Here is a 16,106-nt window from a genome sequence, read left to right as displayed (position 1 = left end):
TCCTCGCCGCCGTCAGGACGTAGCCTGGGCCCATGATCTTCATTACCGCCAAGTTCCGGATCCTGCCCGAGCACGCCGACCGCTGGCCGCAGATCGCCGACGAGTTCACCCGGGCGACCCGGGCCGAGCCGGGCTGTCTGTGGTTCGACTGGTCCCGCAGCCTGGACGACCCGACCGAGTACGTGCTCGTCGAGGCCTTCCGGGACGACCAGGCTGGTGCGGCTCACGTGCAGTCCGCCCACTTCCGCGCGGCGCAGGAGACCCTGCCTCCGCACCTGGCCGAGACGCCGCGCATCGTAAATGCCACCGTGCCGCAGGAGGACTGGTCGCTGCTGGGCGAGATGGCCGTTCCCGAGAGCCGCTGACCGTTGCCGCGTGGCGCCGCCCCCGCTGGCGGGCGTTGCCGACCCGCCAGCGCGTGGCTTCGACCCGCGGTCAGCGAAGCCGGCGGGCGGTGAACCGGGCCGGCGGGTCGGCGATCACGTCCTGTGCCGCGATCAGCTGGATCTCCCGGGTGCCGGCCGCGAGGGTCGCCTCGAGGACGGCGAAGACCGAGGCGATGGTGCGTTCCAGCGCCGTCGCGGGTGAGCCGGTCGTCCACAGGTGCGCGAGGTACAACGCAGCGGTGACGTCGCCCCCGCCGTTCGGGTTGATCGGCAGCAGCGGGGTGGTCACCGCCCACGCGCCCTCGTCCGAGACGGCCACCACCTCCAGCGACTCCGGCGGCAGGTCGCCGTGCAGCACGCTGGTCACCAGGACGTGCCGCGGCCCGGTCGCGCGCACGACGTCGACCGCGTCGAGCACCTCGGCCAGCGAGTTCGTCGTACGGCCGGCGAGGAAGTCGAGCTCGAAGTGGTTCGGCGTGATGATGTCCGCGCGCGGCACGACGGTGTCCCGCAGGTACTCCGGGATGCCCGGCCGGACGAACATTCCGCGACCGGTGTCGCCCATCACGGGGTCGCAGCAGTACACCGCGGCCGGGTTGGTCGCCTTGACCTTCTCCACCGCGTCGAGGATCACCGCACCCATGGCCGGGTCGCCCTGGTAGCCGGAGAGCACCGCGTCGGCGCTGCCGAGGACCCCACGGTCGGCGATGCCTTCGATCACCTCGGCCACGTCGGTCGCCGCCAGCATCGGCCCACGCCACGCGCCGTACCCGGTGTGGTTGGAGAAGTGCACCGTGAGCACCGGCCAGACCTCGTGGCCGAGCCGCTGCAGGGGGAAGGCTGCCGCCGAGTTGCCAACGTGACCGTAGGCGACCGACGACTGGATGGACAGGATCTTCACCGGCTCATCATGGCCGTTGCGGCAGACGCGGCACACACGGCCCGCCGAATCTGTCGGGTGGCCCACTCGACGCTCACCCGTCGGTGGCGGCACGAGCGGGCGGCCCGGACATCGTCGTCCGGGCCGCCCGAGTGGTCGTACGGTCAGCCGCCGAGGCTCGCCGCTGCCGAGGCGATCGACGAGGCGAAGTAGCTCACCTGGGTGTAGACGCCCGGGTAGTTGGGCCGGGCGCAGCCGTTGCCCCAGCTGACGATGCCGACCTGGATCCAGGCGTTGGCGGCGTCGCGGCGGAACATCGGGCCACCTGAGTCGCCCTGGCAGGTGTCCGTGCCGCCGCTGGCGTAACCGGCGCAGATCTCCTGGGCGGGGATGATGTCGCCGCCGTAGTTGGAGTTGCAGGTGGAGTCGCTGACGAACGGGACGGTCGCCTTGAGCAGGTACCGCTGCTGGCCTCCGCCCTCCCGCGCCGCGCCCCAGCCGGCGATGGTGAAGGTGCCGCTGTCGTACGCGGTGGTGGTGGCGATCTTCAGTGTGCTCAGCCCGGTGACGGGGGTGGCCAGCCGGATCAGCGCCCAGTCGCGGCCGTTTCCGTTGTAGCCGGGTGCCCGGTAGACGTAGTTCGACCGGACGGTGATCCGGCTGGACGACTGGAGGTCGACGGTTCCGAGCGTCGCGGTGATGCTGGTGTTGGTGCCGGTGGCGCCCACGCAGTGCGCGGCGGTGAGCACCAGCCGAGCGCTGTACAGGGCGCCGCCGCAGCCCATCGAGAGCCGCACCATGAACGGGAACTCGCCCTGGGCGGCGCGGGTGCCGCCGACGACGTTCGGCGTCACGGGGTTGTCGGCCGCAGCGGCCGGCGGGGCGAGAGTGAGGCTGGCTGCGGTCACCGCGGCCAACGCGGTGGCCAGGAGGCCAGTGAGGGTACGCCAGCGAACCATGCATTCCTCCGCATCAGGATGGCACGCCTCGTGAGCGCACCTCATTCGAGATAGCGGTCATCATATTGAGAGCCGTGGATGTTGCGGGTCATCCTCTCTGGGTCGTACCACCGGCGCTATGGATCTCGAACGGTTGACAGGATGTCCGGCGCGGCTCTATAACGTTGTACATCTGGTGATGGGTGTCTATACGTCCGCCACTGTTGGCGCGCGAGATCCCACCGACATCCGCCGATGACGCCCACCCCTCGTCACCTGACCACCCGATGCCCACCGCCAACGCGCTTCGGGCCCGGCTGCACCGCCCGCGGCGACTCGTCCCCCGGAGACGGCATGACACGACAGGTCCGCATCCGCCCCGCCCTGCCCCTGCTGCTCATCCTCACCCTGGTCGCCAGCCTGTTCGCCGCACCCAGCGCACCGGCACAGGCGGCCCCGCCCAAGACGCCGCCACTGACCACCCCGTGGACCAGTCAGGCGCTGCTCGGCACACCACTGCCGGAGTATCCGAGGCCGCAGATGACCCGGCCGGACTGGCTCAATCTCAACGGCGAGTGGCAGCTCCGCCAGTCGGTCAGCGACGACGCACCGCAGTTCGGCACCGACCTGCCCGAGCGGGTCAACGTGCCGTTCCCGGTGGAGAGCGCACTGTCCGGCATCCAACGGGCCGCCAACGACAACCGCAACTACCTGTTCTACCGGCGTACCGTCACCGTCCCGCCGAACTGGGCGGGTCGGCGGACCCTGCTGCACTTCGGCGCCGTCGACTGGCAGAGCACCGTCTGGGTCAACGGCGTCCGGGTCGGCGCGCACACCGGTGGCTACGACGCCTTCACCTTCGACGTGACCCCGCAACTCACCGCCGGCGTCAACGAGATCGTGGTGAAGGTCTGGGACCCCACCGACAGCCGGCAGAACGGCAGCCTGCCTGCCATCGGCAAGCAGACCAAGCAACCCGGCGGAATCTTCTACACCCCCAGCTCGGGCATCTGGCAGACGGTGTGGATGGAGCCGGTTCCCACGGCCTCCATCAGCAGCGTCGACGTCTACCCGAACCTGAGCAACAACACCCTGCGGGTGCGGGTCTTCACCCGCGGGGACGTGAGCGGCCACAGCGTGCTCGCCGAGGCGCTGAACGGAGCAACCATCGTCAGCTCGGCCACCGGCGGTTTCACCGACTTCAGCCTGCCCGTCCCCAACGCCCGCCGCTGGTCACCCGACGATCCGTTCCTGTACAACCTGCGGGTGACCCTCCGCAACGCCGGGGGTGCCACCGTCGACCGGACCACGCACTACTTCGGAATGCGTGAGATCACCACCGGCCTGGTGAACGGGGTGCTGCGCCCCAAGCTCAACGGGCAGTTCGTGTTCCAGGTCGGCACCCTCGACCAGGGCTACTGGCCGGACGGGCTGTACACCGCGCCGACCGACGCCGCCCTCGCCTACGACCTGCAGAAGCACAAGGACCTGGGCTTCAACATGGTGCGCAAGCACATCAAGGTCGAACCGCAGCGCTGGTTCTACCACGCGGATCGACTCGGCCTACTTGTCTGGCAGGACATCCCGTCGCTGACCGCGCAGGACATCAACCCGACGGACGCCCAGCAGGCGCAGTTCGAGACCGAGGCACGCGAGATCGTCGACGAGCACCGCAGTTCCCCCGCGGTCGTCGCGTACACCCCCTACAACGAGGGTTGGGGTGAGCGCGCCCTGGCCGACACCCGCAGGGTCGCGCAGAACATCAAGAACCAGGACCCGACCCGTCTGGTCAACCCACACAGCGGCCACAACTGTTGCCAGTCCCTCGGCAATCCCGGCAACGGTGACATCGACGACTGGCACGTCTACCTCGGGCCGGACTCCCCCGTACCGTCGAGCAGCCGGATCGCGGTGCTCGGCGAGTTCGGCGGCCTGGGCCTGCACACCCCGGGTCATGAGCACAGCCCGAACGGCCAGTTCTTCGCCTACGAATGGCAGGCCAGCGCGACGGCGCTCACGGACCGCTACGTGGGGCTGGTGCAGGGCAGCCAGAACCTGATGCTCGGCAAGGGACTCAGCGCCTCGGTCTACACCGAGATCACCGACCTGGAGGGTGAGCTGAACGGCTTTCTCACCTACGACCGGCAGGTGGTCAAGATGGATCAGGCGCGGGTACGCGCCGCCAACACCGCCCTCATCAACGCCTCGAAGAGCATCGGCAGCGCGGCGCCCGTCGCCCTGCCGGTCAACACCCGACGATCCCTGCAGGTGACCACGCCCGGCTACACGAACCGGTACCTGCGCCATCAGGACAGCCTGGCCTTCACGGAGGTGGTCGACGCCGCCAGTTCCAGCCTGCTCAAAGCCGACGCCACGTACACCATCCGGGCCGGCCTGGCCGCCTCCGGCTGCTACTCGTTCGAGTCGGTCAACTTTCCCGGGCAGTACCTACGCCACCAGAACTCCCGGGTCCGCAACTCGCCGGACGACGGCTCGGCGCTCATGCGTGCCGACGCCACCTGGTGCGCACGTGTCGGGCTGACCGGCGCGGGCGTGTCGCTGGAGTCGTACAACTTCCGGGGTAAGTACCTGAGGCACTACAACTCGGAGGTCTGGCTCAGCAACGGCACCGGCGGCGACGGGTACAACACGCCGACGTTGTGGGCCGCCGACAGCACCTGGAACGTCGCCGCACCGTGGGCGCCCTGACCCCTCGGGTGGCAGGGTCGTCCCGGTAGGACGACGCGGGGGTTCCGGCCTGGACCGGAACCCCCGCGCGGCGCCTGGGGGTTGTCGCGCGGGCGGCTCCTGCCCTCAGCGGCAGCCGGCGTTACCCGCCGTCCCGGAGATCGTTTCTCCGGTCATGAGGAAAAGTGGTGAGTTGTTGCGACCGTCCGTGATGGTCGGTTGTTCGGCCCAGCCGCCCCTGATCGTCGGGTTATCGCTGACATCGGGGCACCTCCGTCACCGCGACACCGTGAACTCGGTGAAACGGAGTCGATCAGGTGACGCGCACCGGATGTGGCGCTTGGATGGCCTTCCCGGCTGGGCCGGCTGACGGCAAGGACCGGGCGGCAACTTGCATCTGGCCAGGTTCACCCGTCCACTGCATTCCGCAAAAATGTAGGACAGCAAATAGACACCAACCTATCTTGACTTGTGCAGCCAGTCGGCGCACCGTAAAGCCCAAGTGGCAGATGAGCGCCATTATCGGCCCGACTGACGTGGATCGTTTAATGGGGGCGCTGCCGGTTTCGCGCCGCGTGCATCAGGAGGCGTTCCATGCGGTTGAATCCGTTCACCGGGGCCTATCTCACCGATCCGGCGAGCATGTGGCGGCATATTCTCGACAACCCCGAAGGGGTGCACTACGCCGAGGATCTGGACCTGTGGTTGATCAGCAGACACGCACACGTCCGGCGCGCCCTCGCCGACGCCTCGACGTTCGCCAACGCCCTCACCCTCGTTCCGGTCTACGAGGTGTGCCCCGAGGCGATGAGCGTCATCATGCAGATCGACGCGCCACCCACGACAGCCGCCGCGGATCCACCGGTGCACCCGCGCACCCGCCGAGCCCTCCGGGCGACCTTCGCGAACACCGCCGACCGGGTCGAGGCCGAGTACGGCGCGATCGTCCGGCGCCGGGTCGACCAGTTGGTGTCCCGACTCGTCGCACGGCAGGGCGACCAGGTCGACCTGATCCCGGAGTTCGCCACCGAGCTGCCCCTGCTGGTGGTCCTCGACATCCTCGGGGTGCCCGACACCGACATCGGACGGATCCGGAGCTGGGCGGACGGTCAGATCGCGCTCATCTGGGGGCAGCCGGACCCGGCCGAGCAGGTGCGTCTGGCGCAGGGTCTGCTGGAGTTCTGGCACTACTGCGAGGAGCTTGTCCGGCAGCGGGTGGAGAGTGGTCCGCGCGGCGACGACTTCATCAGTCGCGCTCTGGCCTACCGCGACGACGATGACGCGGTGCTGACGGTGCCCGAGGTGGCGAGCCTGGCCTTCAATCTCCTGGTCGCCGGCCACGAGACCACCGCCGGGCTGCTCGCTCACGCCCTCGACCAGGCGCTTTCCAGCCCTCAGCGATGGTCGGCGATCGCCGCGGACCCGGGGAGCGTTTCCGCGTTCGTTGCCGAGACGCTCCGCTTCGCGCCCGCCATCGACGGCTGGCTCCGGGTGACCCTCCGAGACGTCACCCTGGGCGGGACCACCATTCCGGCAGGGGCGCGCTGCCTGCTGTTGATTGGAGCGGCCAACCGGGACCCCGCGGTCTTCGCCCACCCGGACCGGTTCGACCCGCACCGGTCCGACGCGGCGGATCACCTGTCGTTCGGCCACGGCCCACATTTCTGCATTGGGGCGGGATTGGCGCGGCTTGAGGCCGGGGTTGCCCTCACCCGACTGGCCGCGGCCATTCCCGGCCTACGGCTGACGCCCGAGCAACATCGTTTCTTCAAACCCAATGTTGCGTTCCGCGCGCACCACACGCTGAAGGCGATAATCGATATCACGGCGCCCGTCGTGGTCCCGCCGGCACGAGAGGTGGCGACTGCCGAGGCGCACGTCGCCCGCCAGTGAGCGCCCATCACGCGGGGCCGGCCTGCACGCGATCCTCGGGTGGGCGGGGCAACGCGGCCTGCCCCGAACGCGCCGCGACGCGGTGCCCGCACCACGCCCGGCACGCGCCTTCCACGCTTTGCCGGGCAATCCATGTCGATGAACGTCTTCACACCCAACGCATCCTGGGTTAAGAATTGCCCTCTACGAATGTCACGCGCATCGGCCGCTTTCGATCTGCGGTCCGCTGCTGACTTCCGTTGCCACGAAGGTGAGCGCATGGAGCACACGTCCCCGTCGAGCTCTGCTCACTCTGCGGCCAGTCAGCGCTTCCGTTGGGAACTACGCAATTGCCGCGTCCGCCGGGGTCTGACCCAGCGGGCCCTGGCGGATCTGGTGCGGTTCAGCCGGGAGACGGTCGCGGCGGTCGAGTCGGGCCGCCGATTCGGCAGTCACGAGTTCGCGTTGCGGTGCGACGACGCGCTTCGCACCGGCGGCCGGCTGGCGGCGCTGTGGCCGCAGGTCGCGGCCGAGCAGTTGGCCGCCGACGGTCGCCGAGGCCCCCGCGCGCCGGACCCGGCTCGGATTGCGCCACCGCATCAGCGGGGTCGGCGCGACGCGCGTGACCCGGCCGCCGTCGTGGACGCGATCGATGAGCTGCGCGAGCTGATCGGCCAGGTGCTCAACGGCCAATCCGATCCGGAGGACCCGGAGCGGCCGGCCAGACCCCTCGACGACCAGCGCTAACCTCGCCGACTCGGGCCGCCCCTGCGGCGTCACCGGCTGCTGACTCTGGGTACAGATGCTGGTACGGGCAGTTTGTACCACGGTCAGGTCTGGCCTATGAGCGCGGCTTCCGGCCGAATGGGACTTGCATTTGGCAATGTGCGAATAGACCGTCATCGACGAGTCGCGGGAGTCAATCTTGGCGTCGAGCACGAGGTCCCACGCGGCCCGACCCTACCCGACCCGACGACGCGGTTGGAAGATTGCCGGTCGGATGCGCCTCATCGTCGCGGCGCCGCTCGTCGCCGTGATCGGCTTCGCCGGCCTCGCGCTGACTGAGAGCGCGCGCCAGACAGCCCGCGCCAGCGACCTGGAAGTCCTGGCACGCGTCGGCGCCGAGGCGGGTCACCTGGCCTACCGCCTGCAGCGCGAGCGCATCGCGGCAGCCGACCTGCTCACCTATCCCGCAGCGCAGCAGCAGGACGCCTTCGGCACGGAAATGGCCGCCACCGACGAGGCTGCGGCCCGCTACCGCCAGCAGCGGGATCTGCTGCCCGCCGACACCGACGCCAACCAGGCCCTGCTGCGCCGCATCGACGAGGCGCTGGGCGGCCTGGCCCCGCTGCGCACCCAGGTACGCACGGCAGCGCACGCCTCGGTGTCGGCGATGACCTTCAGTTACCGCATCGCGATCGCCGACCTGATCAACTTCCGGGAGAACGTCTCCCACGGCGTGGTGGACGCCCAACTCGCCGACGGAATCCGGGCCTCGGCGGCGCTGTCGAAGACGGCGGAGGCGATCGGACAGCAGCAGGTTGCCGTGCTGCGCGCGGTCGCGGGCGGCGAGCTGACCCCGGCCATGCAGCAGGACATCACCGCCGCCCGGACCAGCTACACCGAGTCGAGCCTGTCGTTCCTGGCGCTGGCTCCACCCGACTGGAGCATCTGGTGGGAGCAGGCCGGCACCGGCAAGGAGGCGCTCACCCTGCAACGGATGCAGGACGAGGTGTCCCGGGCCCAGCCGGGGTCGACGCTGAAACTGGAGACCGCCGCCTGGGTGTCCACCACACAGACGCGCGCCACCCGCCTGGCTGAGCTGCGAGCGCGGGTCGACGTCGCGGTTCTCGACGACGTCCGGGCCGCGCACGCCGACCAGCGCCGCCGGGCCGTGGCCGAGGCGGCCGGCGTCCTGCTGGCACTGCTACTGACCGCGCTGGTGACCTGGGCCGTCGCCAGGCAGATCACCCGGCGGCTGCGTCGCCTGCGGGATGCGGCCAACGCCGTGGCGTTCGAACAGCTCCCCGCCGTGGTGGCCCAACTCCAGCAGCCGGGCAGCGCCGCGGTCGACCCGCACAAGCTGGCCCGCCAGCAGTCCACCGCCGCCCTCGAACCGTCCAGCGACGACGAGATCGGTGAGCTGGGCCAGGCGTTCAGCGCCGTGCACCAGGCCGCCGTGCGGACCGCCGCCGAGCAGGCCGTCATGCGCGCCAACACCGCCGACATCTTCATCCACCTGAGCCGCCGCGAACAGCGACTCGTCGACGCCGTCCTGGCCCAGGTCGATCTGGTCGAGCGGGACGAGACCGATCCCGACCGGCTGCACCAGCTCTACACGCTGGACAACCTGGCGACCCGAATGGGCCGCATCAACGCCAGCCTGCTGGTGCTCGGCGGCGTCGGCGTCGGTCGCGTACGCCAGCGCGACGTGCCGCTGCAACAGGTGCTCCAGGCGGCGCTGTCCCAGATCGAGCACTACGCGCGGGTCCGGCTCGGCATGATCGACGGGGATGTCGCCGTGGCGGCCAAGACCGTCGACGAGGTCGTGCACCTGCTCGCCGAACTCATGGACAACGCGACGACGTACTCGTCACCGGACAGCGAGACGTGGGTGAGCGGCCGGAGCCTCGGTGACCGCGTCATCGTGCAGATCAGCGACGAGGGCGTGGGGCTGTCCCCGCAGCGGATGCAGCAGCTCAACGAACTGCTGGCCCGCCCACCCGCCATCGACGTGGCCGCCGTGCGGGCGATGGGGCTGGTCGTCGTGGGTCAGCTCGCGGCTCGGCTGGGCGCCAGCGTCCAACTGCGACGCGGTCCCCGCCGCGGCACCCTCGCCGAGGCGACACTGCCCGCGGCGATCATCCGGTCGATGCCACCGGAGGAGTTCCTGCTCGCACCCGGCCGACTGTCGCGGCGGGCGGCGCGTACGGCCAGCCCTCCGCCGCCGTACCAGCCACGCCCCGAGCCCACCGCCGGACGCCCTCCGGCCGAGCGGCTCCTGCCTGCGGCGCCGGTGTTCCGACCCGCTCCCCCACCTCCGGACCGGGGTGACGCGCCCACTGAGGAGCTACTCATCTTCGAACAGGTCAACCACTGGTTCCAGACGGATGTCGTCGACGGCCACGACGGCGGGGAGTGGTCCAGCCCCGCGGACGACGCCTGGCGCACGGCCGCCCAGGCCACCGCCCCCGAGGTCGCCACGACCACCAGGGCCGGCCTGCCCAAACGGCAACCGCAACGGCATCTCGTGCCCGGCGGCGTGACCGTGCCCGAGCAGCAGCAACGCTCCGAGTACCGCGACCCGGCCCAGGTGGCGACGGCGATGGCCGCGTACGCGCGGGGTGTGGCGAACCGGCGGCGCACCCCGATCAACCTCGCCAACAAATGACGCGACAGGAGAGCACGTGAGCGACCAACAGGATCTCGGCTGGCTGCTGGACAGCTTCGCCGCGCGCGCGAGCGAGGTCAGCCATGCGATCGCCATCTCCAGCGACGGCCTGATGGTGGCCGCCACCCGTGACCTGCCGCCGGACCGGGCCGACCAGTTGGCCGCGACGGGCAGCGGGCTTGTCAGCCTGCTGCGCGGCGCGGCGGCCTTCTTCGACGCCGGCGCGGTGATCTCCAACGTCACGCAACTCGAGGGCGGTTTCATGTTCTCGATGGCCTTCAACGACGGCGCGTCGCTGCTGGTGCTCGCCGCACCCGAGTGCGACGTCGGCAAGGTCTCCTACGAGATGACCGAGCTGGCCAACCGCATCGGGGACGCCCTGACACCCGCGGCCCGAGCGGCACTCGCCCGCAGCCGTTGACAGCCCCGGCGCCCCCACGCCGGAGACCCATCCTTTCCCTGGAGAAGAAGACATGCCTCACACCACCCCCTGGCACAGCCGTGCCCTCGGCGCCACGCTGCTCGCGGTCGTGCTGACCGTCGGCACCGCCTGCGGCGATGACGGGCCGGGCCCGAGCGCCAGCGGCTCGATAAAGATCGGCCTGCTCGCGTCGCTGTCCGGGACGTACCAGGCCGTCGGCACGGAGATCCGCGACGGCTTCCAGCTCTACCTGGACACCCACGACGGCAAACTCGGCGGTCGACGGGTCGACCTCGTCGTCGCGGACGAGGGCAACGGCGCACAGACCGCGGTCCCGGCGGCGACCAAACTGCTCAAGCAGGACCGGGTGTCCGCGCTCACCGGCATCGTCGGTGGTGGCTCGGTCGCCGGAGTCACTCCCCTGCTCGACGAGACCAAGGTGCCACTCGTCGGTTCCAACGGCCGACCCGAGCTCAAGGACGTCTCCCGGGTCTGGCACACCTCGTACCTCTCCGACGAGCCGGGTGAGGCGATCGCCCAGCACGTCCGCGACAACGTGCAGGGCTCCGTGTACGCGATCGGCCCGGACTACCAGGGCGGCTGGGACGAGCTGCGTGGTTTCACCGACACCTTCGTGAAGATCGGCGGGAAGCTCGCGAACACCGACGGCAAGACGACCTTCACACCGTTCCCGGCCACCACCAACTTCACTCCGTACTTCGCCCGCATCAAGGCGTCCGGCGCGGCGGCCGTCTACACCTTCTACGCCGGAAGCGCCGCCGTCGACTTCGTGAAGCAGTACGCGCAGTCCGAGATCAAGGACGTCCCGCTGTACGCGGCCGGCTTCCTCACCGAGGGCGGGGTGCTCAACGCGCAGGGCGAGGCCGCCCGGGACATCTACTCGGTCCTCAACTACTCGCCCGACCTCGACAACGCGGAGAACCGGGCCTTCGTCGCGGCGTGGAAGGCCAAGCACGACGGTTCGCCGACGACGTACGCGCTCGCCTCGTACGACGCGGCCGCGGTGCTGGACCGGGCGATCGGCGCCGCCGGGAGCGACCCGACTCCGGAGGCCATCAACACGGCCATCGGCCAGCTCGGCCAGATCGCCAGCCCGCGCGGCACCTGGCAGTTCTCCACCACCACGCACTCCCCCGTGCAGAAGTGGTACCTGCGGCAGGTCCGCCAGGACGGCCGGGCGCTGTCCAACACCGTCGTGGGTGACCTCGCGACCGTCGGCCGATGATGGTGGTGGCGGCCGGCACGAGCCGGATCGACCCGTACGTGATCCCGGCTCTGGACGGAGTCGCCTACGGGCTGCTCGTCTTCGTCGCCGCGTCGGGCCTGGTCTTCTGTTTCGGCGTCGCCAACATCCTCAACCTGGCGCACGGCACGCTCTACGCGATCGGCGGGTACACCGCCGCGGCGCTGTTCGACGGCGGCTGGGCGAGCCTGGCGTTGGCGCTGGCGGTCGGTGTGCTGGCGGCCGCCGCGGCGGGTGCGCTGCTGGCCGGACTGCTCACCCCGGTCGCCACCGGTAACCACCTGACCCAGGCGCTGCTGACGTTCGGAGTGGCACTGGCCGGCGGGAGCCTGCTCGTCGCCGGCTTCGGGCCCGACGATCCGCAGGTGCGGGTGCCCGCTGCCCTGGAGGGGTCGGTGGTGGTCGCCGGCCACCGCTACGCCGCGTACCGGTTGGTCTTCATCGTCGTCGCGGCGGTGATCGCCGCGGCGCTCTACCTGGTGGTGCGGCGGACCAGGGCCGGGATGCTGGTGCGGGCGGCCGTCGACGACGCGGAGATGGTCGCCTGTCTGGGCGTGAGTCCCGCGCGGATCCGCGCCGGCGTGCTCGCCGCCGCCGGCGCGCTGGCCGGCGCGGCCGGGGTGCTGGGCGCGCCCATCATCGGTCCCGGCACGGACACCGCCGACACCGTGCTGCTGTTGTCCCTGGTGGTCGTGGTCCTCGGTGGTCTCGGGTCGATGGCGGGCACTCTGCTGGCCGCGCTCGCGATCGGCGAGATCCAGACGCTGGGAGTGGCGCTGCTGCCGTCCGCCGCGCCATTCCTGCTGTTCGCCGCCATGGCGGCTGTGCTGGCCGTGCGGGCGCGGGGCCTGGCCAGCAGATGGAGGGCGACATGAGGAACGAGGTGATCCGCCGGGCACGAGGCGCTGTCGCGGCGCTCGTCCTGGCCGGTCTGGTCATGGCGCCGTGGGTGGTCGACGACTACACGACGGCGATCCTCGCCCGGACGCTGGCACTGGCGCTGGTCGGGGTGAGCGTGGCCCTGCTCACCGGCGTCGCCGGCATGCCCACCCTCGGCCAGACCGCACCGTACGCGGCGGGCGCCTACGCCTGTGTCGTGATCGGCAGCCGGATCTCCGACGTCGGCGTCGTGCAGCTCGCCGTCGCGGCGGGCGCCGGGGCGGTGCTGGCCGCGCTGACCGTGCCGCTCGTCGTCCATGCCCGGGGAGTGATCGTCCTGATGATCACACTGGCCATCGGTGAACTCGTCGTGACCGTTCTCGGTCGTTGGCGGTCGGTGACCGGTGGCACGGACGGGTTGGCCGGCATGCCCGCGGTCCGCCCGTTCTGGGGGCTCCCGGCCCTGGCCAGCGATCAGGCTCGTTACATGTACACCCTGGTCGTCGTGGCCACGCTCGTCGGCGCGGTGCTGTTACTGCTGCGTACCCGGGCCGGGCTGCTGCTGCGTGCCGGTCGGGACGACGAGACGCGGCTGCGGGCCAGCGGGCACCGCGTGCCGCTGCACGTGTCCGGGGCGCACATCGCCGCCGGGGCGATAGCCGGCGGCGCCGGCTCGCTGCTGGTCGTCGCCCAGCAGTACATCTCCCCCGCCGACTTCGGCTTCGACACGTCCGCGCTGCTGTTGCTCGGTGTCGTCATCGGTGGCACCGCCTCGGTCGGCGGCGCCCTGGTGGGCGCGGCGCTCGTCATCGCCGTTCGGGACTGGCTGTTCGGGGTGCTGCCCGGCCACGCGCCACTGGTGCTGGGAGCGCTGTTCGTGGCGACGGTCTACCTGCTGCCCACCGGCGTGAACAGGGCGCGGGTCCGGCTACGTCCGTCAAGCGCCGCGCCGAGCCACCCGCAGGAGCCACCCGCACGTGACCACGCAGCGGTACCGGAACTACGCGCATGAACCCCCTGCTCAGCGCCGAGGATGTCAGCGTGCGCTACGGCTCGCTCACCGCACTCGCCGGCGTCGACCTGTCCATCCACGACGGCCAGCGGCACGCCCTGATCGGCCCCAACGGAGCCGGCAAGACGACCCTTCTCAACGTGATCGGCGGTGCCACGAAGCCGCAGCGCGGCGCGGTGCGCTTCGCTGGACGGGACATCAGTCGGCTCGGCCCGGCGGCACGGGCCCGCCGAGGCATCAACCGGATACACCAACGACCAGCGGTCTTTCCAACACTCACCGCGACGGAGAACGTCGTGGTGGCCGCGCTGCCACGGGTCATCCCGCGCCGCAGGTGGTGGCCGGGCGGACGCCGGCGCACCGCGCAACACCGGGCAGGCCCGCTGCTGGAGCGGATGGGCCTCGCCGACGTCGCGGCGGTGCCCGCCGGGTACCTCGCACATGGGCAACAACGCCAGTTGGAGATCGCGATGGCCCTTGCCGGTAGCCCCCGCCTGCTGCTGCTCGACGAACCCGCGGCGGGACTGTCCGCCGCCGAGGTTGGCCGGCTGCTCGACCTGCTCCGGGCGCTGCCCAGGGCGATCGCCGTGCTGCTGGTCGAACATCGACTGGACCTGGTGTACGCGCTCTGCGACACGGTCACCGTGCTCCGCGACGGCCAGACGTTGGCCGCCGGTACGCCAGACGAGATCCGCACCTCGCCGCTGGTGCGGCAGGCCTACGCCGACGGGGTGGCCTGATGCTGTGCGTGGAGCGCCTGTGCGCCGGCTACGCCGGGGGGATCGTGCTGCACGAGGTCAGCTTCCAGGTGCAGCCCGGCTGCATCCAGGCCGTGGTGGGCCGCAACGGGGCTGGCAAGAGCACTCTCGTGCACACCATCGCCGGGCTGGTGCGAGCCAGCAGTGGTCGTATCGAGATCGGCGGCGTGCACGTGGCCGGCCGGCAACCGCACCGGATCGCCCAGTCCGGGGTCGGTCTCGTTCCGCAGGGCCGGCGGGTCTTCTCCCGCCTGACCGTGGCCGAGCACCTGGTCCTGGCGGCCGCACCCTGGCGGGCCGCGACCGCCGGTGGCGAGGGCTGGACGGTGGCCCGGATCCTGGAGCTGCTGCCGAGGCTGGCGGAGCGGCTGCGCCACCGTGGCTGCGAGCTCTCCGGCGGCGAGCAGCAAATGCTGGCGATAGCCCGTGCGCTTCTCGGCCAGCCACGGGTGCTGCTGCTCGACGAGCCGTGTGAGGGCCTCTCTCCCGACCTGGCGGCGCGGGTCCGGGGGCTCATCAGCGCCCTCGCGGCCGACGGCCTGACCGTGCTGCTCGTGGAGCAGCAACTCCAGCATGCGATCGAGATCGCGGACCGGGTGGCGGTGCTGGAGTACGGCCGGGTCGTCTACGACCGACCGACCGGAGAGGCCCGCGTCGATCCGGCCCCACTGGCAGCGATGTTGAGCGTCGCCGCCGTCCCGCCGCCCCCGGCGAACCGACCGACCCCTCGGCTCTGGGCCGACACCCCGTAGTCACCCGAACCCTCTCGGAGAGGTGGACACCGATGGCAACCGCTACGAGCGACGGCACGTACACGTTCGACAACGGCGCACCCGACGCCGTTCCCCAGATGCACGCGCTGGAGTCCTTCCTGGATCCGATCACGACGCGCCGCCTGGCCCACCCGGTCCTGCGACCGGGGGCCACCTGCTGGGAGGTCGGGGCGGGTGGCGGCTCGATCGCCCGGCGGATCGCCCGCGCGATCGGCGACGGTGGTCACGTGCTGGCCACGGACATCGACCCCGCGCACCTGGTGGCGAAGGGCAACCTGCACGTACGCCGGCACGACGTCCGCACCGAGCCGCCACCCGGGGACGCGTTCGACCTGATCCACGCTCGGCTGGTGCTGCTGCATCTTCCCGAACGACGGCGGGTCCTCCGCACGCTCACCGGCGCGCTGGCTCCCGGCGGGTGGCTGGTGGTCGAGGAGTTCGACTGCACCACGCCACAGCGGGTGCTGACCGCACCGAACGACGACGCCGCGAAGCTCTTCGCGCAGGTGATGGACGCCATGATGGGTGTCCTGCAGGAGCACGGAGCCGGCCTGGGGTGGGCACAGGACGTGCACACCGAGATGACCCTCGCTGGTCTGACCGATGTGGACACCATCACGCATTCGCAGAGTTGGGCCGGTGGTTCGACCGGGGCGTCGCTCTACGAGACGAACTCCCGCCAGTTGGAGCCGGATCTGCTCGCCGCGGGGCTGTCACCCGACCAACTGCACGCCTTCCGGCGGCTGGTCCGTGACCCCGGCTTCGCCGTCATGTCGTACCACTTCGTCTCCACGCGGGGCCGTCTACCGGGCTGAGAGCAGGTGGATTGACCGCGTGGAGAGCG

Annotated in this window: 14 protein-coding genes; 12 read left to right on the top strand and 2 right to left on the bottom strand. The window is 70.8% G+C overall.

Annotated elements, in window-relative coordinates:
• Positions 1–32: 32 nt before the first annotated feature.
• The gene (locus HNR20_RS28145; protein WP_184185957.1) at positions 33–365 is read left to right on the top strand and encodes a putative quinol monooxygenase; all 333 of its coding nucleotides are present in this window, start codon (positions 33–35) and stop codon (positions 363–365) included.
• 70 nt (positions 366–435) lie between these two features.
• Here the strand turns inward: HNR20_RS28145 and pdxY are convergent, their stop codons facing one another.
• Entirely contained in the window at positions 436–1,287 is an 852-nt protein-coding gene (pdxY, locus tag HNR20_RS28140) for a pyridoxal kinase PdxY (protein ID WP_184185954.1), read from the bottom strand.
• A gap of 143 nt (positions 1,288–1,430) precedes the next feature.
• Positions 1,431–2,225, bottom strand: a complete 795-nt coding sequence (locus tag HNR20_RS28135) for a S1 family peptidase (RefSeq protein WP_184185951.1) — start codon at positions 2,223–2,225, stop codon at positions 1,431–1,433.
• 333 nt (positions 2,226–2,558) lie between these two features.
• Between HNR20_RS28135 and HNR20_RS28130 the strand changes: the two genes are divergently transcribed.
• From HNR20_RS28130 to HNR20_RS28080, 11 genes are all read left to right on the top strand, one after another.
• Entirely contained in the window at positions 2,559–4,913 is a 2,355-nt protein-coding gene (locus tag HNR20_RS28130; RefSeq protein ID WP_184185948.1) for an AbfB domain-containing protein, read from the top strand.
• A 573-nt stretch (positions 4,914–5,486) separates the two neighbouring features.
• Positions 5,487–6,785, top strand: a complete 1,299-nt coding sequence (locus HNR20_RS28125; RefSeq protein WP_184185945.1) for a cytochrome P450 — start codon at positions 5,487–5,489, stop codon at positions 6,783–6,785.
• A 258-nt stretch (positions 6,786–7,043) separates the two neighbouring features.
• Entirely contained in the window at positions 7,044–7,511 is a 468-nt protein-coding gene (locus HNR20_RS28120) for a helix-turn-helix transcriptional regulator (protein WP_184185942.1), read from the top strand.
• 253 nt (positions 7,512–7,764) lie between these two features.
• Positions 7,765–10,155: a sensor histidine kinase gene (locus tag HNR20_RS28115; protein WP_184185939.1), complete on the top strand. Its 2,391-nt coding sequence runs from the start codon at positions 7,765–7,767 to the stop codon at positions 10,153–10,155.
• Positions 10,156–10,171: 16 nt separating this feature from the next.
• Positions 10,172–10,576, top strand: coding sequence for a roadblock/LC7 domain-containing protein (locus HNR20_RS28110; RefSeq protein ID WP_184185936.1), 405 nt, complete (start codon positions 10,172–10,174; stop codon positions 10,574–10,576).
• A gap of 52 nt (positions 10,577–10,628) precedes the next feature.
• Positions 10,629–11,822, top strand: a complete 1,194-nt coding sequence (locus HNR20_RS28105) for an ABC transporter substrate-binding protein (RefSeq protein WP_184185933.1) — start codon at positions 10,629–10,631, stop codon at positions 11,820–11,822.
• The gene (locus HNR20_RS28100; RefSeq protein ID WP_184185930.1) at positions 11,819–12,715 is read left to right on the top strand and encodes a branched-chain amino acid ABC transporter permease; all 897 of its coding nucleotides are present in this window, start codon (positions 11,819–11,821) and stop codon (positions 12,713–12,715) included. The genes HNR20_RS28105 and HNR20_RS28100 overlap by 4 nt, the downstream gene beginning before the upstream one ends.
• Positions 12,712–13,731 carry a branched-chain amino acid ABC transporter permease gene (locus HNR20_RS28095; RefSeq protein WP_184185927.1) on the top strand — a complete coding sequence of 340 codons (1,020 nt, stop codon included), beginning with the start codon at positions 12,712–12,714 and terminating at the stop codon, positions 13,729–13,731. The genes HNR20_RS28100 and HNR20_RS28095 overlap by 4 nt, the downstream gene beginning before the upstream one ends.
• On the top strand, positions 13,728–14,471 hold the full coding sequence (locus HNR20_RS28090; RefSeq protein WP_184185924.1) for an ABC transporter ATP-binding protein: 744 nt from the start codon (positions 13,728–13,730) through the stop codon (positions 14,469–14,471). The genes HNR20_RS28095 and HNR20_RS28090 overlap by 4 nt, the downstream gene beginning before the upstream one ends.
• Positions 14,471–15,241, top strand: coding sequence for an ABC transporter ATP-binding protein (locus HNR20_RS28085; protein ID WP_184185921.1), 771 nt, complete (start codon positions 14,471–14,473; stop codon positions 15,239–15,241). Before HNR20_RS28090 ends, HNR20_RS28085 begins: the two co-directional genes overlap by 1 nt.
• A 32-nt stretch (positions 15,242–15,273) precedes the next feature.
• Positions 15,274–16,077 (top strand): class I SAM-dependent methyltransferase, encoded by an 804-nt coding sequence (locus tag HNR20_RS28080; protein ID WP_184185918.1) that lies wholly within the window; start codon positions 15,274–15,276, stop codon positions 16,075–16,077.
• Positions 16,078–16,106: the final 29 nt, after the last annotated feature.

The sequence above is a fragment of the Micromonospora parathelypteridis genome (genome assembly GCF_014201145.1).
GTDB classification, from domain to species: Bacteria; Actinomycetota; Actinomycetes; order Mycobacteriales; family Micromonosporaceae; genus Micromonospora; species Micromonospora parathelypteridis.
The sequence above is the reverse complement of the archived record's forward strand: the minus strand, read 5'-3'. Positions and strand labels throughout refer to the sequence as shown.

Excerpts from the sequence above, each read along its gene's own strand:
- HNR20_RS28115 (WP_184185939.1), top strand. The coding sequence starts at position 7,765 with ATGCGCCTCATCGTCGCGGCGCCGCTCGTCGCCGTGATCGGCTTCGCC.
- HNR20_RS28090 (WP_184185924.1), top strand. The coding sequence starts at position 13,728 with ATGAACCCCCTGCTCAGCGCCGAGGATGTCAGCGTGCGCTACGGCTCG.
- HNR20_RS28100 (WP_184185930.1), top strand. The coding sequence starts at position 11,819 with ATGATGGTGGTGGCGGCCGGCACGAGCCGGATCGACCCGTACGTGATC.
- HNR20_RS28135 (WP_184185951.1), bottom strand. The coding sequence starts at position 2,225 with ATGGTTCGCTGGCGTACCCTCACTGGCCTCCTGGCCACCGCGTTGGCC.
- HNR20_RS28085 (WP_184185921.1), top strand. The coding sequence starts at position 14,471 with ATGCTGTGCGTGGAGCGCCTGTGCGCCGGCTACGCCGGGGGGATCGTG.
- HNR20_RS28105 (WP_184185933.1), top strand. The coding sequence starts at position 10,629 with ATGCCTCACACCACCCCCTGGCACAGCCGTGCCCTCGGCGCCACGCTG.
- HNR20_RS28145 (WP_184185957.1), top strand. The coding sequence starts at position 33 with ATGATCTTCATTACCGCCAAGTTCCGGATCCTGCCCGAGCACGCCGAC.
- HNR20_RS28120 (WP_184185942.1), top strand. The coding sequence starts at position 7,044 with ATGGAGCACACGTCCCCGTCGAGCTCTGCTCACTCTGCGGCCAGTCAG.
- HNR20_RS28095 (WP_184185927.1), top strand. The coding sequence starts at position 12,712 with ATGAGGAACGAGGTGATCCGCCGGGCACGAGGCGCTGTCGCGGCGCTC.
- HNR20_RS28080 (WP_184185918.1), top strand. The coding sequence starts at position 15,274 with ATGGCAACCGCTACGAGCGACGGCACGTACACGTTCGACAACGGCGCA.
- HNR20_RS28130 (WP_184185948.1), top strand. The coding sequence starts at position 2,559 with ATGACACGACAGGTCCGCATCCGCCCCGCCCTGCCCCTGCTGCTCATC.
- HNR20_RS28125 (WP_184185945.1), top strand. The coding sequence starts at position 5,487 with ATGCGGTTGAATCCGTTCACCGGGGCCTATCTCACCGATCCGGCGAGC.